This is a genomic window from Marinobacter panjinensis (assembly GCF_005298175.1).
In the GTDB taxonomy this organism is placed as follows: Bacteria; Pseudomonadota; Gammaproteobacteria; order Pseudomonadales; family Oleiphilaceae; genus Marinobacter; species Marinobacter panjinensis.
The window spans coordinates 2311549-2333896 of the sequence record NZ_SZYH01000001.1; the positions used below are offsets into that span (position 1 = coordinate 2311549).

At 58.0% G+C, this 22348-nt stretch carries 24 protein-coding genes; 16 read left to right on the top strand and 8 right to left on the bottom strand.

All coding sequences use genetic code 11. The annotated features are described in order from the left end of the window. Positions 1-7: 7 nt before the first annotated feature. Complete coding sequence (trpD, locus tag FDP08_RS10660; RefSeq protein WP_137436144.1) at positions 8-1036, top strand: anthranilate phosphoribosyltransferase; 1029 nt, start codon at positions 8-10, stop codon at positions 1034-1036. Between the two features lie 12 nt (positions 1037-1048). Beyond that, on the top strand, positions 1049-1861 hold the full coding sequence (gene trpC / locus FDP08_RS10665) for an indole-3-glycerol phosphate synthase TrpC (protein ID WP_137436145.1): 813 nt from the start codon (positions 1049-1051) through the stop codon (positions 1859-1861). A gap of 59 nt (positions 1862-1920) precedes the next feature. Here the strand turns inward: trpC and FDP08_RS10670 are convergent, their stop codons facing one another. Next, on the bottom strand, positions 1921-2535 hold the full coding sequence (locus FDP08_RS10670; protein WP_137436146.1) for a DUF4202 domain-containing protein: 615 nt from the start codon (positions 2533-2535) through the stop codon (positions 1921-1923). A 216-nt stretch (positions 2536-2751) separates the two neighbouring features. On the opposite strand from FDP08_RS10670, the gene FDP08_RS10675 reads away from it, so the two are divergent. After that, positions 2752-3885: a GGDEF domain-containing protein gene (locus FDP08_RS10675; protein WP_137436147.1), complete on the top strand. Its 1134-nt coding sequence runs from the start codon at positions 2752-2754 to the stop codon at positions 3883-3885. Here the strand turns inward: FDP08_RS10675 and FDP08_RS10680 are convergent. From FDP08_RS10680 to FDP08_RS10690, 3 genes are all read right to left on the bottom strand, one after another. Further along, a complete protein-coding gene (locus tag FDP08_RS10680) occupies positions 3882-4499 on the bottom strand; it encodes a glutathione S-transferase family protein (RefSeq protein ID WP_137436148.1) in 618 nt (205 codons plus the stop codon). The genes FDP08_RS10675 and FDP08_RS10680 overlap by 4 nt on opposite strands. A 90-nt stretch (positions 4500-4589) precedes the next feature. Then, complete coding sequence (locus FDP08_RS10685; RefSeq protein ID WP_137436149.1) at positions 4590-5324, bottom strand: alpha/beta fold hydrolase; 735 nt, start codon at positions 5322-5324, stop codon at positions 4590-4592. 2 nt (positions 5325-5326) lie between these two features. After that, entirely contained in the window at positions 5327-6427 is a 1101-nt protein-coding gene (locus tag FDP08_RS10690; protein ID WP_137436150.1) for a M14 family zinc carboxypeptidase, read from the bottom strand. Between the two features lie 297 nt (positions 6428-6724). On the opposite strand from FDP08_RS10690, the gene FDP08_RS10695 reads away from it, so the two are divergent. The 4 genes from FDP08_RS10695 (at position 6725) to FDP08_RS10710 (ending at position 10871) form a co-directional block, all read left to right on the top strand. Next, the gene (locus tag FDP08_RS10695) at positions 6725-7693 is read left to right on the top strand and encodes an ABC transporter substrate-binding protein (protein WP_137436151.1); all 969 of its coding nucleotides are present in this window, start codon (positions 6725-6727) and stop codon (positions 7691-7693) included. Between the two features lie 107 nt (positions 7694-7800). Next, the gene (locus FDP08_RS10700; RefSeq protein WP_137436152.1) at positions 7801-8835 is read left to right on the top strand and encodes an ABC transporter permease; all 1035 of its coding nucleotides are present in this window, start codon (positions 7801-7803) and stop codon (positions 8833-8835) included. A gap of 11 nt (positions 8836-8846) precedes the next feature. After that, positions 8847-9905 (top strand): betaine/proline/choline family ABC transporter ATP-binding protein, encoded by a 1059-nt coding sequence (locus FDP08_RS10705; protein ID WP_137436153.1) that lies wholly within the window; start codon positions 8847-8849, stop codon positions 9903-9905. 96 nt (positions 9906-10001) lie between these two features. Next, positions 10002-10871 carry a substrate-binding periplasmic protein gene (locus tag FDP08_RS10710; RefSeq protein WP_137436154.1) on the top strand — a complete coding sequence of 290 codons (870 nt, stop codon included), beginning with the start codon at positions 10002-10004 and terminating at the stop codon, positions 10869-10871. Here the strand turns inward: FDP08_RS10710 and FDP08_RS10715 are convergent. Continuing rightward, positions 10846-11595: an META domain-containing protein gene (locus FDP08_RS10715; RefSeq protein WP_137436155.1), complete on the bottom strand. Its 750-nt coding sequence runs from the start codon at positions 11593-11595 to the stop codon at positions 10846-10848. The genes FDP08_RS10710 and FDP08_RS10715 overlap by 26 nt on opposite strands. A 153-nt stretch (positions 11596-11748) precedes the next feature. Here FDP08_RS10715 and FDP08_RS10720 point away from each other — a divergent pair, with 153 nt between their 5' ends. Next, positions 11749-12486: a glutathione S-transferase family protein gene (locus tag FDP08_RS10720; RefSeq protein ID WP_137436156.1), complete on the top strand. Its 738-nt coding sequence runs from the start codon at positions 11749-11751 to the stop codon at positions 12484-12486. Here the strand turns inward: FDP08_RS10720 and FDP08_RS10725 are convergent. Continuing rightward, positions 12476-13489, bottom strand: coding sequence for a helix-turn-helix transcriptional regulator (locus FDP08_RS10725; RefSeq protein ID WP_137436157.1), 1014 nt, complete (start codon positions 13487-13489; stop codon positions 12476-12478). The genes FDP08_RS10720 and FDP08_RS10725 overlap by 11 nt on opposite strands. Before the next feature lie 135 nt (positions 13490-13624). On the opposite strand from FDP08_RS10725, the gene FDP08_RS10730 reads away from it, so the two are divergent. From FDP08_RS10730 to modC, 5 genes are all read left to right on the top strand, one after another. Then, the gene (locus FDP08_RS10730) at positions 13625-14551 is read left to right on the top strand and encodes a sterol desaturase family protein (RefSeq protein WP_137436158.1); all 927 of its coding nucleotides are present in this window, start codon (positions 13625-13627) and stop codon (positions 14549-14551) included. A 98-nt stretch (positions 14552-14649) separates the two neighbouring features. Then, positions 14650-15567, top strand: a complete 918-nt coding sequence (locus FDP08_RS10735; protein WP_137436159.1) for an alpha/beta fold hydrolase — start codon at positions 14650-14652, stop codon at positions 15565-15567. A gap of 70 nt (positions 15568-15637) precedes the next feature. Next, positions 15638-16399 carry a molybdate ABC transporter substrate-binding protein gene (gene modA / locus FDP08_RS10740; RefSeq protein ID WP_137436160.1) on the top strand — a complete coding sequence of 254 codons (762 nt, stop codon included), beginning with the start codon at positions 15638-15640 and terminating at the stop codon, positions 16397-16399. A gap of 14 nt (positions 16400-16413) precedes the next feature. Continuing rightward, positions 16414-17094 carry a molybdate ABC transporter permease subunit gene (gene modB / locus FDP08_RS10745; protein ID WP_137436161.1) on the top strand — a complete coding sequence of 227 codons (681 nt, stop codon included), beginning with the start codon at positions 16414-16416 and terminating at the stop codon, positions 17092-17094. Then, entirely contained in the window at positions 17091-18170 is a 1080-nt protein-coding gene (modC, locus tag FDP08_RS10750; protein WP_137436162.1) for a molybdenum ABC transporter ATP-binding protein, read from the top strand. The genes modB and modC overlap by 4 nt, the downstream gene beginning before the upstream one ends. Before the next feature lie 12 nt (positions 18171-18182). On the opposite strand, the gene crp is transcribed toward modC, so the two are convergent. Continuing rightward, positions 18183-18824 carry a cAMP-activated global transcriptional regulator CRP gene (gene crp / locus FDP08_RS10755; RefSeq protein WP_007153756.1) on the bottom strand — a complete coding sequence of 214 codons (642 nt, stop codon included), beginning with the start codon at positions 18822-18824 and terminating at the stop codon, positions 18183-18185. A 236-nt stretch (positions 18825-19060) separates the two neighbouring features. On the opposite strand from crp, the gene FDP08_RS10760 reads away from it, so the two are divergent. The 3 genes from FDP08_RS10760 to FDP08_RS10770 all read left to right on the top strand — a co-directional run bounded on the left by FDP08_RS10760 (position 19061) and on the right by FDP08_RS10770 (position 21466). Then, the gene (locus FDP08_RS10760) at positions 19061-19483 is read left to right on the top strand and encodes an OsmC family protein (RefSeq protein ID WP_137436163.1); all 423 of its coding nucleotides are present in this window, start codon (positions 19061-19063) and stop codon (positions 19481-19483) included. A 196-nt stretch (positions 19484-19679) separates the two neighbouring features. Continuing rightward, the gene (gene speD, locus FDP08_RS10765; protein WP_137436164.1) at positions 19680-20471 is read left to right on the top strand and encodes an adenosylmethionine decarboxylase; all 792 of its coding nucleotides are present in this window, start codon (positions 19680-19682) and stop codon (positions 20469-20471) included. Positions 20472-20608: 137 nt separating this feature from the next. Next, positions 20609-21466, top strand: a complete 858-nt coding sequence (locus tag FDP08_RS10770; RefSeq protein ID WP_137436165.1) for a pirin family protein — start codon at positions 20609-20611, stop codon at positions 21464-21466. On the opposite strand, the gene FDP08_RS10775 is transcribed toward FDP08_RS10770, so the two are convergent. Then, positions 21467-22333 (bottom strand): phosphoribulokinase, encoded by an 867-nt coding sequence (locus FDP08_RS10775; RefSeq protein ID WP_137436166.1) that lies wholly within the window; start codon positions 22331-22333, stop codon positions 21467-21469. It lies immediately after the preceding gene. Positions 22334-22348: the final 15 nt, after the last annotated feature.

A 22348-nucleotide genomic window follows, 5' to 3' on the forward strand; every position in this document is an offset into this window, starting at 1 on the left:
CCAACACATGGACATGAAAGAAGCACTCAACCGCATTGCCTCGAATCTGGACCTGTCCACCGAGGAAATGAAGGACGTTATGCGCATCGTCATGAAAGGCGAAGCCACCGATGCGCAGATCGGGGCTTTTCTGATGGGCCTGCGCCTGAAAAGTGAAACCATCGACGAAATTACCGGTGCCACCGAAGTCATGCGTGAGTTGGCAACCAGAGTGACCGTCAACGCCGAGCCGCTGGTGGATATCGTGGGCACCGGTGGTGACGGAGCTAACCTGTTCAACGTTTCCACTGCCGCTTCTTTTGTGGTGGCTGCCGCTGGCGGGTTTGTGGCCAAGCATGGTAATCGTGCGGTCTCTTCCAAGAGCGGCAGCGCGGATCTGCTGGAAAATCTCGGGATCAACCTGCAGATGAAACCCGAAGAAGTCGCACGCTGTGTGGAAGAGATTGGCGTCGGCTTCATGTTCGCCCCGGCTCACCACGGCGCCATGAAACACGCCATTGGCCCGCGCAAGGAGCTGGGTTGCCGTACCATTTTCAATATCCTCGGCCCCATGACCAACCCGGCCAGCGTCAAGCGCCAGTTGATCGGTGTGTTCACGAAAGAGCTGTGCCGCCCCATGGCAGAGGTTCTGCAACGATTGGGCGCCGAACACATCATGGTTGTGCACTCGAAAGACGGGCTGGACGAAATCAGCCTGGCCAGTTCCACGTACGTTGCGGAGCTTAAAAACGGCGAGGTCACGGAGTACGAAATCACCCCGGAAGATCTTGGCATCAAGAGCCAGGCTCTTGTCGGACTGACCGTGGATACGGCCGAGGATTCACTGAAACTGATCCGGGCCGCCTTCGGCCGTGGTCACGATGAAACGGCCGAAAAAGCCCGCGACCTGATTGCCCTGAACTCTGGCGCAGCCATCTACGTTGCCGGGTTGGCCAGAACTCCCCGGGAAGGCGTGGAGATGGCCCTGGATGCCATGGGCTCCGGCCTGGCCGCCGGCAAGATGTCTGAGCTGGCTGACTTTTCCCAGTGTTTCTGAAACGGGCCTGATATGACTGACAGACATTTGGATAAGACTCCCACCATTCTGCGGAAAATCGTTGACCGGAAATGGGAGGAGATTGGTGAGCGGAAACCGAAAGTTTCCATTGCAGATCTGAAAGCCATGGCGGGCGACCAACCGCCTGCACGTGGTTTCGCTGACGCTCTGCGGACACGAATTAACGCAAGAACTCCCGCTGTGATTGCCGAGATTAAAAAGGCCTCCCCCAGCAAAGGCATTCTCCGCGATCCCTTTGTGCCTGAAGCTATCGCCGAAAGCTACGAAAAGGGCGGCGCGGCCTGCCTGTCCGTGCTCACTGACAAAGATTTCTTTCAGGGCCACGAAGACTACCTGAAAGCTGCCCGTGCCGCCTGCAGCCTGCCAGTGATCCGCAAGGACTTCATGGTAGCGCCGTATCAGGTCTATGAGAGCCGGGCTATTGGTGCGGATTGCATCCTGTTGATCGCCGCCTGCCTGACCAGAGATCAGATGCAGGAACTGGAAGGCATCGCCCACGAAATCGGGCTGGATGTGCTGGTGGAGGTTCACGACGGCGAGGAGATGGACGATGCCCTCACGCTGAAAACTCCGCTGGTGGGCATCAACAACCGCAACCTGCACACCTTCGACGTCTCTCTGGATACCACATTCGACCTGCACCAACGGATTTCCACAGATCGCCTGACGATCACAGAAAGTGGCATCATGACCCGTGACGATGTCGAGACCATGACCAGTCGCGGCATCTATGGCTTCCTGGTAGGCGAGTCCTTTATGCGGGCTGAGGAACCTGGCGACAAACTGCAAGAGCTGTTTTTTTAAGAGTGCTGACTCAGAAGCCGATTCAGGCCGGGCCTACCAGCTGGCCTGTGTACCCAGAGTCACTTACCAGATTCAGCCAAAGCCTCCTGCAACAGCGCCAACAAATGCGCTGGCATCCCTTCGGCCAGCTTCAGCGCAGCCTCATGCCCCCGCGCGGACATCTTGCTCCAGGTTCTGCGGACAATGCGTAGCCATTTTTCCCGGTCATAATCGGCATTCTGTTCGTAGAAATCCGCAAAGTAACGCTCCAGGAATACCATACAGGCCACGTCTTCCAGCAACTGGGTGTCCTCGTCCTTGCGCAACTCCCGCTTGGTCAGAATGGTTTCAACCCGCGCGCACTCCGCTTTCGGGTACCCGCACGCCAGCATGATCTCCGCTGCCCGCCGACCATGCATCCTGCCACAGGCTTGGCGCCATTCGTAATAGGCCTTGCGCCCTTCCGGGAAGTCACCGCGAGGCATGGTCCAGCGCTCGATATGCTGGGCCCGGCACGCAATCTGCATCCGTTCTGACGGCTCAGGCTCAAGATCGTACAGCCACCGGGTCATATGCAGGCTGTAGGCGTACTCTTTCGGGAGCAGATCCTTACCAACCTGCTCCTGGTTAGGGTCTGCCTGGTTGGCCTGGTCGATTGCCTCCAGGGCGCACTGTAATGGCGGGAGCTGTGTCATGGGCCAGTAACCTGTTCCTTAAGCGTGAATTGCCGGGTTGTTGAAAAGAAGGGCTTCATTCTAGCGTGCCGGAGACACCCTCTCTACCACCGATGATCATCCTCTGGCTTGTTATCCTACTCCATGTAGGTACACCCTTTACTGCATTGCTTTATGCAACCACTTCCTTAAAGATCGCGATAAAGAACAATCAAGAATCGAAAGAGTAGTTCCACTATGAAACTTTCAGGGCCAGCGATCCCGGAGAAGTGGCAACCTGCCTACGAAGCTCACCTGCAGGCCCTGGAAAGCAAAGTTGCCGTGGTGGCCGCCTGGCTGCTGCTGATTACCGTGTTCATTTACCAGTTTTCCCATCCTCTGCGTAACGTCCACAGCTCAGAATTACTGGGTATTGAGTTTCTGCTCCGATTACCCGTCATTCTGACATCATCGATGACTCTGGTCGGGCATTATCTGGGTGGCTTCCGTTGGCCCAGTCGGTATTTTCTAAGGTTGATGGGGCTGTCCGTTATGGCAATGATTCTGTCCATGCTACTGCTTTATCTGAAAACCGGTACCTCAGGGCTTTATCAGATCAGCAATGGCCTGGTGATCAGTTTCTTTGGTGTGTCAGTACTGGCCGTAAGGGGCATCAAAGAATGGGCGTTGCTGTTCCTGCTTCCCCTGGGGCTGTTTGCCGGTGCAGCCGCATCTCTGGGCATCGCCTTCACGGATATCCTGCCACTGTTTTTCGACCCTCTGATGATGATGCTCATCGGCATAATAGTGATGGAAGCCCTGCGAAGAGTGCTTACCAGTGAATTCGAAGCCCGCCAGACGCTCGGGGAAATGGCCGCAACGGACCAGTTAACCGGGCTACTGAACCGGCGGGCGATATGGCCACTGCTGAATCATGAGCTGCAACATGCACAGAGGGCCGGCACACCGTTCAGTCTGATCCTCGGTGACCTCGACCTGTTCAAAAAGGTGAATGATGTCTTTGGGCATGATGCCGGAGACCTGGTGCTCCAGGAGACCGCAAGACGACTTGAAGGTGCGCTAAGGCGGCAGGACGCACTCTGCCGCTGGGGCGGAGAGGAACTGCTGATATTGTTGCCGGACACCGACAGCGCTGGCGCCCAGGAAGCTGCGGAAAAGCTCCGGGCCTCCATGGCGGATTCAACCATTGCAGCAGGCGACAACCGTATTCATCAGACCATCAGCCTGGGTGTCGCCAGCTTTCAGAATGGCGATGACATCGACGCCGTTGTCAGCCGGGCTGATGAAGCCCTTTACCGTGCCAAGCACAAAGGGCGAAACCGGGTCGAAATCGCCGGATCGGCTGATGCAATGCCTGCTGTCAGTGATTAAACCTGGGCGGAAGGGCGCTGCTTGATGCGATCGTACCAGGCCTGGAGATTGGTCTGCTCAGGCTTGATGCGGATATCTACCACGCGGGCAAATGCCACTGACGTAAAGGCATTGATGTCGGCGGCCGTAAAACGGTCACAGCAGATGTATTCCCTTCCGTCCAGCTGCTTATCAAGGAAGTGCAGGAACTTTTCCACACTGGTTCGGCACTCCTCACCCCATTCCTTGATTGGGTTCATCCGGTCCTTGAAATAACCGGTGGTGTGCTGGAAACACATACCCGTAGGCATGGAGAGGGAGAACTCGATCCAGCGCAGCCACTGTTCCACCAACGCTTTTTCCAATGGCGTATCACCCAGCAGGCTCGGCGTGTCCGGGTAACTTTCCTCAAAGTAACGGCAGATGGCCATGGTTTCGGAGATACAGGTACCGTCATCCAGCTCCAATACCGGTACTTTCTTCATCGGGTTCCTGGCCGCGTACTCCGGTGTCAGGTTCTCGCCTTTCAGGAGATCGATCTCAACGAACTCCGCCTTGTCCAACAATCCCTTTTCAGACATGAACATACGTACCCTGCGCGGGTTCGGGGCGGTTTTGGTCTCAAGAATTTTCATTGTTCCGGGCTCCATACATCATCATGGGTAAACACCGATAAATCGTATAGGAGAGTGACGCGGAAGAACAGTTGCGTCAAGCAACCGCAATTATCGCGGCAACCAGCTTTTCATCTGGCGGATAATCCACTCCGGGTCATCCAGCGGAAGGTCGTGGCCGGCTGTGGGATGCACTTTCAGGGTCCACTGCCAGCGCTGCTCGAGCGCTTCACTGCATTTCCAGTGAACAACGCGATCGCCCTTGCTGGCCAGTAACAAAGCGTCTGGCAGGGGCCGTTCCGGTTGCAGCCTGAACCGGGCGGCGGCTTTCAGTTGGGCCCAGGCAGTGCGGAAATTGACCGGGCGCTGGCGTTGTATGCTGTACCAGTGCTTCATGGTGTCCAGGCCGACTGGCCGGTTGCAGCTCAGCCGCAGGATATCCGCCTCGCGATCAAACAGTTCACGCCGGCACAGCAAACGCGCAATGCGGGGCCATGCCCCCGGCCTCATCCTGTGCCAGGGCCTGCTGAACCCGGAGCTGGTGTTGATCAATACCAGGTTCTGGATTTCTCCCGCAGGTACATGCTGGGCCCAGTCCAGCGCGACCATTCCGCCCATGGAAAGTGCCAGCAAGCTGTAGGGGCCAGGAATATGTTCGACACTGTGTCGGACTTTCTCACGAATGGCCGCTATGCTCTCCGGACAGGGGTCATTGAAGTGCACGCCAGTACCGGGAAGGTCCACCAGATGAAACTGCTGTCCCGGAAAAGCATCTGCAAGCAGCCGTGGAAACGCTCCCCAGTGTGACTGCTCCCGGGTGAGTCCACGCAACAGAATCCAGTGCATTGTCAGTAATGGTCCCTGTACCAGTGTGCGATAGCGGCTTCCCTAAGCATGGACTCGGCTTCTCCGTGCGGCAACCAGTTTTCATGATTGGCTGCGGCACTGAGGAGGAAATCGATAAAGGTCAGGTGACTTCTCAATACCCGGCGATGCCGGTGAGGAACCAGGGGATTGAAGAATCCGTCCAGGCGCAGTAACTGTCTCGGACGTTTCTTGATCCAGCGCCAGGAGCCCAACTCGAGAGTGAGGGGAATAAACGCCCCTTCGCCGCTGCGGTTAATCTTTTTATAGAAGTAATCCCATAGATCACCGTGGGTCAGGTAGTGACGGGACTGGGGCTCGAAGCGATAGTTGTGTTCCGGCCACGCCTGTTCCCAGATCAACTTCAGGGCCATCACCGATGCAAGCCGTCGCATGGGCCGCCGGCGATAGGCATAGGGAAACCAGATCTGATCCTGCCAGCCAAAGCCTGAGTGGCAGTCCAGTGCAACACTGAAGGGACGGCCAGGCAAGAGTTCCGAGATCACGGATTCCAGGGCCTGGTTTTCTGCTTCCATGCCCTGCTCGGGATCCCCGATGAACCATGGCAGGCGCGGTGAAAACCGCTGCCCGCCCAACAGGAAGGCGCTGCGATCCTGGGCCGTGATGGGCGCGTTGCGCATCAGGTCGACCCCATTGGGATTGCTGCGCTGGTTCAGGTACATGCCACCCGGGTTCAGTATCGGTAGCAGAGTGACCCGGACTTTCTGCAGCAAAGCCTGAAGGTGGCTGTCCCAGGAAATCCGCGCGAGCAGGTTACGTAGCCAGGCCATCACCACTTCACTCCCGATACGCTCGAGGCCGTGCACGCCCCCAACCAGCAAGACCACCGGCGCGGCTGGCGAACCACTGCCGAGATCAACCCGATAGATCGGCAGGCCGAGCTCTTTCAGGCCAACCCGCGCGAGCGTGCTCACTGAAACCCCACCCGGCGCCTCTGCCAGTATACGTTCCAGGCGAACCATCTCCGGCAGAAAGGTTCTCAGCAGGTGTCGCTGGCGGCTATTGCGGCGGGACTGTTCCGTGGGAACCGCAGAATGGGGGGTCAATTCGCGTAATTCAGTCATGGGGTTCTCCGGTCTCGGACAACCCTTCAAGCTACTGCAGAATTGCTTCAGTTCGTTGACAGTGCAGCCAAAAAACCTGACGGCGTGTTCAGCTTGAGGCGACATTTTACATGAATGCCTTGTAACTCACGCTCAGGGCGTTACTCTTACATATACGTAGTAACCGGGGTCATAGCACTTGTCTTGTCCTTTGAAAGCGCTATATCAATCAGGCGTCTTCACTTCTCGAGAGGTCATCCGGACCACTCAAGCGGATGTATTTCCGCGTATTTTTAAAATCAACAAGGAGAACCAATCATGCGAAAGCTAACGCCAGTCGCGCTGCTTTGCGCGATGTCCGTTCCTGCACTTGCCCAGGCCGATTGCGGTGAAGTATCAATCACCGAGATGGGCTGGGCGTCAAACGCCGTTGTGACCGGTGTTGCCAAATTCATCATGGAGCAGGGTTACGGTTGCGATGTAACGGTGGTTCCTTCTGATACCGTTCCGGCCGTTACCTCAGTTGCGGAAAATGGAGAGCCGGACATTGTTACCGAACTATGGCTCAACTCCGCCGGTGAAGCCTATCTGGAACTGGAAGAACAGGGCAAAATCGAGCGCGTAGCCGAAGTACTGGACCCGGGTGGTGTTGAAGGCTGGTGGATTCCTACCTATCTGGCCGAGAAGCACCCGGAACTGACCACCATAGAAGGGGTCATGGAAAATCCGGACCTGGTGGGCAACCGCTTTAACAACTGCCCGACCGGCTGGGGCTGCCGCGTGGTCAGTGACAACCTGATCAGAGCGCTCGATCTGGAAAGCTCCGGCATTGAGGTGTTCAACCACGGTTCCGGCGAGACCCTGGCTTCATCCATGGCATCGGCGGTTCAGTCGGAAGAGCCCTGGTTTGGCTATTACTGGGGGCCCACCGTACCTCTCGGCAAGTACGATATGACTCGGGTTGAGCTCGGTGAGTACAAGCCCGAGGTCCACACTCGCAATCAGACCCAGAACGCAGAGAATCCGGGCGTATCTGAGTTCCCTGCGGCAACGATCCTCACCTCCATCACCACCGACTTCAAGGAGCGAGAGCCGGAAGTGGCGGAAATGCTCAGCCACATGACCTTCAAGACGTCCACCATGAGCGCACTGTTGGCCTGGATGGATTCCAACAATGCCTCTGCTGAAGAAGCAGCCGTCTATTACCTGAGTAACAACAGCGATGAGTGGTCATCCTGGCTGAACGATTCAGCGAGGGAACGCCTTGCTGAGGTGATGGGAGAGTAATCTCCTGCCTACCCTGACAGGGCCGGTCCTTCCGGCCCTGTCAACTCCGATACCGGGGAACTCGAAACGAGCCTTACCAATTGAATGTGACGGGGAACTGACCGCCGATGGCTACCTACGATTTTATATTTTCATCACTGGGACTGGAGAAGTGGTGTTCCGAAGGCCAGAGTGATGCCCCCATGTCGATGGCCGCGTTACTGCAGAAAACCAAGGGAACAACCGGCGAACCCGAGTCCCTCTGGGACACCCCCTTTCCGTCCATGGACGCGCTTAACGAATCCTGCGCGGCTTTTCCGCAGTCCCGTGATCTCACAAAGGGTCTTGAAGAGGGCTTTCTGTCCATAAAGGACAATCTGAGCGTTGTTCTGGATCCTTTAACCCAGCCCCTCAGCTGGGCTCTCGACGGTACACTCTACGGCATGCTGAACACACCCTGGTGGATCGTTATACCGTTGTTGCTCGCGGTGGTCTTCTTTGTTACCAAGTCCTGGAAGCTGGTCGGCTTTGTAGCAGGGAGCCTGTTCCTGCTGGCCTTTATCGACTACTACCGATACGCCATGGAAACGCTGTCGATCATCTTTGTCTGCGCTCTTATCTGCGTGCTGTTCGGTGTGCCCATAGGGATAGCCATGTCCCGCAGCAACATGATGCAGCGCCTGACGGTACCGGTGCTGGACATGCTGCAGACATTACCACCTTTTGTGTACCTGATCCCGCTGATCTTCCTGTTCAGCGTGACCGAATCCAAACTCTATGGCATCGCCATTATTCTCTACGCTATTGTGCCGGTCATCCGACTTACCAATCTGGGCATACGGCTGGTGGACAAGGACGTGATCGAAGCCGCTGACGCCTTTGGCATGACCAGCCAGCAAAAACTGTTCAAGGTCCAGATTCCGCTGGCATTGCCAAACATCATGGCGGGCGTGAACCAGACCATCATGATGAGCCTGGCCATGGTTGTTATCGCTTCCCTGGTGTCGGCACCCGGCCTCGGGGTTCTCGTGCTCCAGGGTATCCGCAACCTTGAGCTAGGCGTTGGCCTGGTTGCCGGCCTCGGCATCGTGATCCTGGCGGTCATCCTCGACCGGGTTACCAAGGCCTCGCTGGCGCGTATTAACGCCTCACAAAATCAGTAAGGGAGCGAATTGTGGACCGGAATATCAAGATTTCCATCCGGAACCTGTACAAGATCTTCGGCCCGGACCCTGTAGGTGCTCTGGAGCATGTGCGTGGTGGCATGGGCAAAGCCGAACTGCTGGAGAAACACAACCATGTGCTTGGTCTCAAGGACATCAATGTGGACATGCATGAGGGCGAAATCACCGTCATTATGGGGCTCTCCGGTTCCGGCAAGTCCACGTTGATACGTCATCTCAACCGGCTCATCGAGCCCACCGCAGGTGAGATCCAGGTGGATGGCGAAGACGTCCTGCAATTCGACGAGGATCAGCTGAGGAAACTCCGCCGGGAACGGATGTCGATGGTGTTCCAGAAGTTTGCGCTGCTGCCCCATAAAACGGTGCTGGAAAACGCCGGTATGGCGCTGTTGGTAAGGGGTTACTCCGTGGAGGAATTCGAGGCCGACGCGAAAAAATGGCTCGCCAGGGTAGGCCTGGAAGGCAATGAGTACCAGTACCCACACCAGCTCTCCGGTGGCATGCAGCAAAGGGTGGGTATTGCCCGGGCACTGGCATCGAACTCACCCATTATGCTGATGGACGAGGCCTTCTCGGCTCTAGACCCGCTGATTCGTTCCGACATGCAGGACCTGTTACTGGAGTTGCAGGACGAGTTGCAGAAAACCGTGGTGTTCATCACCCACGATCTGGACGAATCCCTGAAGCTGGCGGACCACCTGGTTATCCTCAAGGATGGACACATTGTTCAGCAGGGAGAGCCCCAGGAAATCCTGATGTCGCCCAACGACCCTTACATCACCGACTTCATCAGTGACATCAACCGGGCCCGGGTGCTGCGGGTACGCTCGATCATGAAGAAAACCACGGAAGCACCGGAAGACTGTGCCGGCGATATCTCCGACCGCGATAATCTGGAGTCGGTCATCGCCCGATCGGATGGCAACACCGATCTCACCTATCGTGTGGTGAAAAGAGGCAGACAGGTTGGCATTCTCGACATGAAGGAGCTCGTCAAGGCACTGGTGCCCACCGAAGCCTCTGAAGGCGACGCCAGGAGCCGTTACTGACACTGTTCGGGGCCCCGCACAGGCAGATGACAGGTTGATGATCCGGGAGCTATGATGGGGTGTTGCCGCAGCTTCGCGGCGCCCTGGACAATGATCATGTCCCGACTTGTCGTCTTGGCGTTTTTGTTCATCCTCTTCATGGGCTGTTCGCCTCAGGATAACGACATTTCCGAAGCGGTTGCGAAAACCGGCACGGATACCGCCGCCCGCAAAGCACCTGCTTCCGGCATTACCGAAAACCAGGGCAAGCCCGACACCATTGTCATTGCTGCAGACCCCTGGTGCCCCCACAATTGCGAGGCGGGAAGTGATCACGAAGGTTACATGGTCGACCTTGCCCGCGACATCCTTGGTGAGGCCGGTTACACCGTGGATTACGTCAACCTCAGTTGGGCAAGAGCGCTGCAGATGACCCGGGAAGGCCGACTGGACGCGGTGGTCGGCGCCTTCATTACCGATGCCCCGGACTTTGTTTTCCCCGATACCCCCCAGGGCCATTCATCCATTGCACTGTTCACCCACCCGGACAACACCTGGCATTACGGCGGCATTGAATCCCTGCATGACCAGCAACTGCTGGTGATCAACGGCTACTCCTACACCGAAGAGCTGGATCGCTACATCGAAGAGCATCTAGCCGACCAGGAAAAAGTCTTGGTGATCTCCGGCCCCTCCCCCCTGAACCGGGCCATCGGTCTGCTGGAGCAGAATCGTACGGACATTTTTGTTGAAGACGAGTACGTCATGGCCTGGTGGGCCAAGAGCACCGGAAAGGCCGTCAACCCGCCCCGTGATTCGGGGCTGATTGGGGTGACCGACGCCTTTGTAGCATTTTCCCCGGTGAGGGAAGACGCAAAGGAGCTGGCACAACTCCTTTCGGAGGGCACCCGCCAGCGTATCGCTGATGGCCGCGCCCAGCAGATCCTCGGCAAATACGGGCTCACTCTGTGGAAGGAAGCGCCGTGATCACCCGGCCATCCGACGATATCAGCAACAGTTCGCCATGCCGGCCGATATCAAACCGGGTAATGTCCGACAGCAATGACAGGAAGCGGCTTTCCTGATTCATCAGCGCGGGCGAGCAGGCCTTCCTGGTAGAGGCCATCCGATTAAACCCGAGCCCTTCGCCGGTCAGTTTCCAGCCACCAGTGAAGTTGTTGCAGGAGGCGCTTCCCGACACCCGGTTCTCCGCCATGAAGTTTATCGTTACCCGTGAACTGTCGATGATGCCGGCACCGGCGATATCTTCGATCACCCATTCGGCGCCCTGCAGCAACCGAGCCGGCTCTCCGCCACAACCACGAAATGCTTCACCGTTGATGTCCAGGCGAACCTGATTGGGATAGGGCATGCCGGTCATAGAGTCACGGCACAGCTGATGGGCGGCAACCAGAGTTATCCGGATACCTTCTCCTTCAGCACGGAAAGTGCGACTGGTGGCGCTGCTGTGGGTGGTGTCGTATCGAAGTTCGACCGGGCTTTCGCCCATCCGCTCGAGTACCAGCTGACCCGGCTCCACGATGGCGCGCCAGAAGGGCTCATTACCCGTGGCGGTAAAGGGCAGTTCAACGGCCCCGGAGGCCGGGCCGCTGGCGGGGGAGGGATGACTGTTTTCGGGCGTGGACGAGCAACCTGCCACCAGAGCGAGCGCAGCCAGTGCAGGCGCTATACAGCGAGTGAATCCATTCATTATCGGTTTCCTGTTCCTTTAGAGATGTTGCCAGAGGTGTTGCCATCACGGCGGCTTATGTCGAAAACCTCCCATTTTAATGCACAGTGGTTACCATTTCCTGCCTCAAAGCATTACGCTTATGCCATTTATAACGCTGGAGAACACTGCACCATGGCCATCAGACTTTACCAGTTTGCGATCTCCCATTACTGCGAAAAGGTTCGCTGGGCGCTGGATTACAAGGGGCTGAGCTACGAGGCGATCAGCCTGCTACCCGGCCAGCACGTGAAAACCATCCGTAAACTCACCGGCAAGGATTCATCAGTGCCGGTACTGGACCATGATGGCCACCGGGTTCAGGGCTCAAAGGAAATCATCGACTATCTGGATGAGACCTTCCCCGAGAACCCGTTGACACCAGCCGACCCGCAGGCCCGCGAGGAAGCACTGGCCTGGGAGCAGCGGCTGGATGAGGAAGCAGGTCCAGCAGTGCGCTGTTACTCCTACCACCATTTCCTGCAGCGCCCCAAAGTGGTGGTGCCCCTGTTGGCGGCGGGCACACCCTTTTACAACCGGATTCTGCTGAAGCTGGCCTTCAGCCGGGTCGATGAGATCATGCGCAAGTGGATGAAGATCAATGAGAAAACGGCGGAGCAGTCAAGGAAAACCATGGAAGCCTACCTAACGGAACTGGCCGAGGCATACCAGAAGAAACCTTATCTGGCCGGTGACAGTTTCTCTCGCGCTGACCTTACCGCTGCCGCGCTGTTCGCGCCCATGTTCCAGCCCGAGCAGTACCCGGTGCCCTGGCCCAAACCGGCAAAAATCCCCAAAGATATAAAGGTCTGGCTGGACCAGTGGCAACCGCAAATCCAGCCCCTGGAGACGGTCTACGCGGCTAATCGCTGAGCTGGTGCCGGCGCGCCTTGCCCGGGGACTTTCCGGTCCAGCGGCGGTAGGCGCGGGTAAAGGCACTCTGCTCGGAGAAGCCCAGCAACAGAGCTATGTCCGTCAGGGTCAGCGACGGGTCCGCCAGATACTGCCGGGCCAGTTGCTCGCGGCTTCGGTCCAGCCATTGTTGCCAGCTCAGCTGGTGCCGGGCCAGCCGCCGCTGCAGGGTGCGCGGTGCCATGTGCATGGCATTCGCTGCTCGCGCCAGGGTGGGCTCGCCGTCGGAAAGCAGCCTGAGCAGCACCTGCTGTAACTGGCGGTCAGTGTTGGAACTGCCCCTGGACTCTTCCGGCAGTGCCCGCACCAACGCCCTCGCCTGCCGGTCCAGCAACTCCCGCAAGGTGGGGTCACGCCGGGGCATGGGCAAACTCAGGTAATGCAGTGGAAACCGCACCCGCACGTGGCTGTCATTCCAGGTCACCGGGCAAGCAAAGAACGATTCGTAAGCCCTGGCCGTTTCGCCATCGACGCGCTCAAGGAAACTCACGGCCGAGGGTGGCGGCGGCTGATCAATCTGGCGACGCATGAACGTCACCAGCGCCGCAATGGCTGCGCCATCCGCCTGCTGGCCCAGTTCGTTGTCCGACGGTGGCCACCGCATCTCGGCCTGATCACCGACCACCTCTATCTCTGCAAGGCTGGCGCCGTAGAACAGGGTTTCATAGCGCTGATAGGCCAGCATGGCTTCCCCCAGAGTATCCGAGGCCAGCACCAGGTAACCCAGAACGCCGACATGACCGGGAAGCACGCAGGCGCCCACCCCCAACTCCGGCGCACTGCGGCCGGGCACCAAAGCCAGACCCTGCGACAGCAGATCGCGCCACACCGGTACCGGCACACTGTCCCGTGATGCCCACCGGGCCAGTGCCAACCGCAACGGGCCGGCATCCAGCCCCTCGCGGTCCAGCCAGTCAGAAAGCAGTCCGGTCCAGGCACCGGTTACCCGGATTACCCTGGCCACTGTTCATGTTCCATCATGCCGAAAGCCCCCACCACATTGGCGTCGATGATCCATTTTGTGGCGTGGATTGTCAATTTTTACCAGGGCAATGGGCGCAGAATTAATTCATACCAACAACTAAAATACGGATAGCGCATGGCTTTGATGGACATGATGGTGTCAGTACTGGAAGGTAGCGGGCTGCTGCCACTCTGGAACACCCTCACCCCCTGGCTGGCACTGGATGAACGACAACTGATCTTTGTGGTGGCCACACCGGTGTTCATAGCCGTCACCCTCTGGGAATACCTGCGCATTCGCCATGACCCTGCACGGATGGATGTGCCGGAAGCCCTTCGCAACTTTGCCCTGGGTGCCGGCTATCAGGTCACAGAACTGTTATTCGCAGGCCTGATCGCTTTTCCCGTTTACGCCTTTCTCTATCACCACCGGATTCTGGACCTGGAACTGAGCTGGATGACAGGGTTCCTGACCTTTGTGGGCGTGGACTTCTGCTTCTACTGGATGCATCGCTCCAGCCATCGCATACGCTGGTTCTGGGCCGCGCACGTGGTGCATCATTCCTCGGAGCGAATGAATTTCTCCACCGCCATGCGCCAGAATGCCACCAACATCTTCAACGGCATGTGGATCTTCTACCTGCCTCTGGCGCTTATTGGTTTCAATCCGGTGTGGATCGGCATTGCCTACGCCCTGTCACTGGTTTACCAGTTTTTCATCCACACCACCCTGGTCGGCAAACTGCCACGCTGGGTGGAACTGGTGTTCAACACCCCCAGCCATCATCGGGTTCACCACGGTCGCAACCCGGGCTATATTGATCGTAACTACGGTGGCACGCTGATCCTCTGGGACCGGCTGTTCGGCACTTTTGTGGCGGAGGATGAACAGGCACCGCCGGAATACGGCATTACCCGCCCGGTGCACTCCAACAACCTGCTGGTGTTGTGGACTCACGAATATGTCGACCTGTTCCGGGCCATGGCCCGGCCCGGCGGCAGCCTGTTCTTGCGCCTGAAGCACCTGTGGAAACCGCCGGAATGGGAAAGGGATGCGGAATAACTGCGCAGACCGCGGATTTTCAGGACCTGTCTCACTTTCAGACGCGTTTTACCGCTAGACTCCGGTTTACGCCAACAACAAGCCCGGATTCAGCTGACATGGACCTGCAGGAACGTTTTATCAACAGTCCGGATCACCACCGGATTCCGTTGCTGTCGTGGGTGCCAAAGAACCCCACAGCAGTGATGGTCATTGCTCACGGCATGGCCGAACACGCGGCCCGCTACCAGCCACTGGCCCAATGGCTCAACCAGCAAGGGGTGGCTGTAATGGCTATCCAGCACCGGGGCCATGGGCCACACTGCCCTGATACCGAACTTGGCCACTACGCTGACAACCGGGGCTGGCAAAAGGTGGTGGATGACCTGCAGCAAGTGGTGGTCCATGCCCGAAAGCAGTTTCCCGATCTTCCGCTGACCCTGTTCGGGCACAGCATGGGCTCGTTCATCGCCCAGGCGTTCACCCAGCAGTACGGTGACCAGATCGACAACCTGATACTCTGCGCCACCAATCGCATCGACAAACCGAAACTCCTGATCTCCCTGGCACTGGTAAGACTTATCAGGGCGCTGCGGGGGAAACGGCATCACAGCCCACTGGTCGACAACATGACGTTCGGTGCCTTCAACAAGGCCTTTGCCCCCAATCGCACCAGCCATGACTGGCTCAGCCGCGACCCACAGCAGGTCGACCGCTACCTGAAAGACCCGTTATGCGGCTTTTCCTGTACCGTAGGCCTGTGGTCAGACTTTATTGCCGGCATGCTGGACATCAACCCGGCTGCCTGGCGCAAAGACCTTCCGGTGCATCTGATTGCGGGAGACCGCGACCCGGTGGGAGAAATGGGGCGAGGTTTCGGCCGGCACGTGGCCAACCTGAAGGCAGCGGGGCTGAACGTCGCATCCGAGCGGCTGTTTGCCGGAGCCCGGCACGAGCTGGTCAACGAAACCAATGCCGACGAGGTCCGGGAGCATATACTCGGCTGTATTCCCCGGCAGACTGATTCCGACAACTGAGGCATGACGCTACCCGCTCAGGGACGGTATGATCACGACCAACTGTTGAATCACCGGAGTAAGCCCCTTCATGAAGGCCACCATCCGTTTATTGCTGACCCTGAGTCTGCTAATGGCAACCGGAGCTGCGCTGGCAGGAGAGGTCAGGCTGGCCGTTGCCACCAATTTTCACGAAGCCGCCGAGCGCCTTTCTGAGCAGTTTGCAGAGGCAACAGGCCACAGCAGCCGAATCAGTTACGGCTCCACCGGTAAGCTTTACGCCCAGATTCGTCACGGTGCGCCGTTTGATGTATTTCTTGCCGCTGACCAGGAGCGACCACACCTGATGGAGCAGAACGGTTCCGCAGTACCCGGCACCCGTTTCACCTATGCGGTGGGCAAGCTGGTGCTCTGGAGCCCCGACCCGGAAGCGTTCACGGATCCAGTGGCGTTCCTGCGCGAGGGTAACTTCCGCCGCCTTGCTATCGCCAACCCCAAAACAGCACCCTACGGGCTGGCTGCCCGGCAAACCCTTGAAAACCTGGGCCTCCGGGCAGCTCTGGAAGGCAAGCTGGTCAGGGGAGAATCCATTGCCCAGACCTTCCAGTTCGTGGCCACCGGCAATGCAAGAGCGGGATTTGTGGCACTGGCCCAGCTCCGCGATGACCATGACGGCGGTGCCCGCTGGGAAGTGCCCGACACCTACCACGACCCCATCGCACAACAGGCGATCCTGCTGGAGCGAGGCCGGGACAACGAGGCCGCCAGGGCATGGCTGGAGTTCCTCGCCAGCCGTGAAGCACAGGACATTATTCGCCAATACGGCTACGATATCCCGCAATCGCCCGAATAACCCATGGAGTATCAATGAGCCCGGAATGGCAGACCGTCTGGCTGACCCTGAAACTTGCCGGCATCACCACCGCCCTGTTGATGGTTATCGGAACCCCCATTGCCTGGTGGCTCGCCCGCAGTAACCACTGGCTCCGGCAACCCGTCGCCGCGATTGTGGCGCTGCCACTGGTACTCCCCCCTACCGTACTGGGTTTTTACCTGCTGTTACTGATGGGCCCGGAGGGCATAGTAGGCACGCTGACGAAGACCCTCGGGCTTGGCACCCTGCCCTTCACCTTTGCCGGGCTGGTGATTGCCTCTGTGATCTATTCCCTGCCCTTCACGGTGCAGCCATTGCAGAATGTGTTTTCCACCGTCAACGAACGGATGCTGGAGGTTGCAGCCACACTGCGGGCGTCTCCGCTGGACCGGTTCTTCTCAGTGGTGATTCCTCTGGCACGCCCCGGGTTCCTCACCGCAGCGGTGCTGACGTTCGCCCACACCCTGGGTGAATTCGGCGTGGTATTGATGATCGGCGGCAATATTCCCGGCGAAACCCGGGTGCTGTCTGTGGCTATCTACGACCATGTGGAAACCCTTGAATACGCCAAAGCCCACCTGCTGGCCGGGGGCATGCTGGTGTTTTCATTCCTCGTGTTGCTGACTCTCTACCTGATCAACGGGCGCCTGAATAACGGGAATCTGAAATCATGAATGAGCCCGGAATCCTTGCCCGCGTCGCAATTGGTTTTGACCGTTTCCGGCTGGATGTCGACCTGCAACTGCCGGGCAACGGTGTGACTGCCCTGTTCGGCCATTCCGGCTGCGGCAAAACCACGCTGCTACGATGCATTGCCGGCCTGCAGGAATGCGCTGGCCACCTGTACGTCAACGGAGATGTGTGGCAGGACGGCACCACCTGCCTGCCAGTCCATCAACGCCCGCTGGCCTACGTATTTCAGGAAACCAGCCTGTTCCCCCATCTGTCGGTCAACGGCAATCTGAATTTTGGCTACCGCCGAACTCCGGCAGCACAGCGCCGGATTCATCCACAGCAGGTTATTGACTGGCTGGGGCTCTCGCATTTACTGGACCGAAGGCCGGAACGGCTCTCCGGCGGCGAACGCCAGCGCGTGGCTATCGCCCGTGCCCTGCTGACCAGCCCCCGACTGTTGCTGATGGACGAACCCCTGTCGGCACTGGACCAGGCCAGCAAGCGGGACATCCTGCCCTACCTGGAAACCCTGCGGGACAGCCTGGACATCCCGATCATCTATGTATCCCATTCAGCCGCAGAGGTAGCCAGGCTTGCGGATAACATTGTGATGATGGATCAGGGCCGAGTGGTCGCCGAAGGTGGACTGCAAGAGACACTGGCCCGCCCTGACCAGCCATTTGCTCTTGAGCACGATGCAGCAGTGATCGTTCCTGCGATCATCCGGGAGCGGGACCTGCAGTGGCACCTCTGTCGCGCCGAATTCGAGGGGGGCAGCCTGTGGCTGCGGGATGACCGCCAGTCCGAAACCGGCACCCGGGTCAGACTGCAGATACTGGCGCGTGACGTGAGCATCGCCCTGGCCGCCAATCACGAACAGAGCATCCAGAACCTGCTTCCGGCCAGGGTGATGGATATGGCTGCGGAACACCGCCCCGGCATGACAACGGTGCGACTCCAGGCGGGCAAAACCTCGTTCCTGTCCCGGATCACCAGCCGCTCGGCGCATCAGCTGGGGCTCAGCCCCGGCATGGAAGTCTGCCTGCAGATCAAGAGCGTGGCCATTGTTGAGTAATACAAGGCCCGCCTAGCGGGTTCCGTAAACCACCATGGTCTTGCCCTTGACCCGGACCAGGCCCTGGTCTTCCAGAGTTTTGAGTACGCGGCCGACCATCTCGCGGGAACAGCCCACAATACGGCCGATCTCCTGGCGGGTGATCTTGATCTGCATGCCATCCGGGTGGGTCATGGCATCCGGTTCCTTGCACAGGTCCAGCAGGGTACGGGCAACACGTCCGGTCACGTCCAGGAAGGCCAGGTCGCCTACCTTGCGCGTAGTCTGGCGCAGGCGCGAGGCCATCTGCTCACCAATGAAATACAGCACCCTGGGGTCCTGCTGGGCGATTTCGCGGAACTTGGTGTAACTGATTTCGGCAACTTCACACTCGGTCTTGGCCTTTACCCAGGCACTGCGGGAGTCCATGTTGTCGAACAGCCCCATCTCACCGAAGAAGTCCCCGGCGTTCAGGTAAGCCATGATCATCTCGCGGCCATCGTCATCCTCGATAATGACGGTAACGGACCCCTTGACGATATAGAACAGGGAATCGCTTTTATCCCCCGCATAGATGATGGTGCTCTTGGCAGGGTAACGCCGGCGATGGCATTGCGAAAGAAAATAGTCGAGGTGTTTGGTTTTCTGCTCAACCGGCTTGACGATAGTGGCCATAGTGCGAGTCATGCCTCCTGATTACTGGCGGGATCCCAATGTTTTTATTCACCCTGCTTTCCGTGCGGGTTTATTCATTATGAACGCAACTTATAACAAGAAGGCACCCTTTCGGCAACCTGAAACAGTTTAGACCACATCAGTGGCACTGCCTTTTACGAGGCTGCCGGGCCAACCCGGATATGCTAGCATCCCTGCCAATTGTACGTTATATCCCATCCGGAGTACGAAAACAGATGAAAGCAACCATTGACTGGACCGGCGATGCCAGCTTCAGGGCAACCAGTGGCAGCGGCCACGCGATACAGATGGACGGGCCTCCTGACCATGGCGGCAAGGATCTGGGGCCAAGGCCGATGGAGATGATGCTGATGGGGCTGGGCGGTTGCTCCTCCTTTGACGTCATGAGCATCCTGCAGAAAAGCCGTCAGGATGTGACTGCCTGCCACGCCGAACTGGAAGCAGAACGCGCTGACGCGGTGCCAGCCGTGTTCACCCGCATTCATCTGCACTTTGTGGTCACCGGGCGCAAGCTGAAGGAAAACCTGGTGAAAAGAGCGGTCAGCCTTTCTGCGGAAAAATACTGTTCCGCTTCCATCATGCTGGAAAAAGCCGGAGTGGAAATCACCCACAGCCACGAGATCCGCGAGGCGCCCTGAACCGGGAAAATTCGGGTGCTACAATATTGCCCCGAACTCTACCAAAATCGAGGGTCGGTGTGCATAATACGCACCCTCTCCGCCGGTCTGCGCAAAAGGTAAACAACCCGGTCAGTTATCGGTGGCGGCCTTGGTGGCATGCGTTAAACAGGCATGACCACTGAAACTCATCTCCAGTCACTTGGGGGGGCTGAACATGGAAACCAAACTACAGCTGCACGGTTTCAATAACCTGACCAAATCGCTGAGCTTCAACATCTACGACATCTGTTATGCGCAGACCGAAGAGCAACGTGAAGCCTATATTGATTACATCGACGAGATGTACAACGCCGAGCGTCTGACCCAGATCCTCACGGATGTGGTCAAGATTATCGGGGCCAATGTGCTCAATATTGCACGCCAGGATTACGAGCCTCACGGCGCCTCTGTCACCATGCTGATTGCGGAGCACGAACTCAGTGATGGTGAGCCGGACAACGAGGAGTCTCCGGGCCCGCTGCCGGATGCCATCGTGGCACATCTCGACAAGAGCCACGTCACCGTCCACACCTATCCGGAGAGCCACCCCCACGATGGCGTGAGTACTTTCCGCGCTGACATCGACGTTTCCACCTGCGGTCTGATCTCGCCCCTGAAGGTATTGAACTACCTGATCCACAGCTTTGATTCCGACGTGGTTACCGTGGACTACCGTGTACGGGGCTTCACCCGCGATGTGGATGGCACCAAGCACTATATCGATCACGACATCAACTCGATCCAGAACTACCTGACCGAGGATACCCGGAACGCCTACCAGATGATTGACGTCAACGTGTACCAGGAAAACCTGTTTCACACCAAGATGATGCTCAAGAACTTCAAACTGGATAACTACGTGTTCGGAGTCAATGCCAGCGATCTGGACCCACGGGAAGCGCAGTCCATTGAAGACCGCCTGAGGCGGGAGATGCTGGAGATTTTCTACTCCCGCAACGTGGAATAGCCTCATCTGGTGCCGGTGATGGCCTGCCATCACCGGATCTTCAGTTTTTTTGATGTCTCCTTCCAGAATTCTCCGGTTTATTCCTGTGCCTTCGAGGGCGTTTAATAGACGCCATACCCCTTGAGGAGGAGCAAACCATGTCCCTGCGAGCTGTAAAACAAACCATCCCTGCCCTGGAAACCTCTGACGGTGCCGGTGTGCGCATCAAGCGTTCCATCGGACAACATCAGAACATCCGTCTTGACCCGTTCCTGATGCTGGATGAATTCGGTTCCGACCAGCCCCAGGACTACATTGCCGGCTTCCCGTCCCACCCTCACCGAGGGTTTGAGACGGTTACCTACATGATCGAGGGCCACATGCTCCACGAAGATCATTTGGGCAACCGTGGCAATCTCAAAAACGGAGGCGTGCAGTGGATGACCGCCGGGCGCGGCATTGTGCACTCGGAAATGCCCCAGCAGGAATCCGGGCAAATGCGCGGTTTCCAGCTATGGCTCAATTTGCCGGCTGCAGAAAAAATGAAACCGGCGGGCTACCGCGATATCCAGCCTGAGGACATACCGGCCATTACCGTTGACGGCGGCCTGGTAAAACTGATTGCCGGCACGGTCACCGTTGATGGGCAGGAGCATCAGGGAGCTGTCAGCGGAGGCAGTACCCGCCCCCTGTATGCGGATATTCACCTGGCTCCGGGGAAAGAAGCTCTGCTGCCGGTCAACCCGGAGCTGGATGGCATGTTGTATCTCTACGCCGGTGACGCGTCACTGGTATCGGACAAGGGCACGCAGGCTCTACAGGCCTCGGCCGCCAGCGTCCTGTCGGCGGGTGACAGCATCCGGATCGGCGCCGGTGAGAACGGCGCGCGTCTGCTGTTGATCGCCGGAAAACCGATTGGCGAACCCGTGGTCCAGTACGGCCCGTTCGTTATGAACAGCCGGGAAGAGATTGAGCAGACGCTGCGGGATTATCGTGACGGACGCCTGACCGCCTGATCACGCGAAGGGCTTGCGGGCCATCAACTCTGACACCAGCGGCCGCATGATCAGATCCATGGCCAGGGACAGCTTGGTCCCGGGAATGACCAGCGTGTCGTGACGGGACAGGCTGCTGCCGGCAATCATCTGCAGCAGATAGGGAAAGTCCACATCCGTCGGGTCACGGAAATGAATAACGATCAGGCTCTCATCTTCGGTGGGAACATCCCGGACAACAAAGGGGTTGGACGTATCCACCAGGGGGATGCGCTGGAAGTTCACATGGGTGTGGGTAAATTGTGGAACAATATCATGCACATAATCGTCCATGCGGTTGATGATGGTTTCCACCACCGCATCCTGTGAATACCCGCGCTTGTTGGTGTCGCGATGGATCTTCTGGATCCACTCCAGATTGACGATCGGCACCACGCCTACCAGCAGGTCCACATATTGGGCAATGTTATAGGCCTCGCTGACCACCCCGCCATGGAGTCCCTCGTAGAAGAGTAAATCCGTTTCCGGTGCAAGTGGTCCCCAGGGTGTGAACGTACCCGCCTTGTGGCCCGCCTCGATCAGCTTCCTGTCTTCGTCGTGAACGTACTGACGGAACTGGCCGCTGCCGGTGTGGCCATAGTCGTAGAACAGAGCTTCCAGCTTGTCGATATGATTTGCGGCCAGTGCAAAATGGTTGCGCTCACCAAATTGGCCCTTGGCGGCAAGACGAGCCATTTGCTCACGATTGTAGCGGTGAAAGCTGTCGCCACTGACCATGGCGGCCCGAAGCCCTTCGCTGGAAAACAGCCGGCTGAAGATCTCGCCCGTGGTGGTGGTTCCGGCACCTGAGGAGCCGGTAACCGCGATAATCGGATGGCGCTTTGACATAACAGGGGGTCCGGA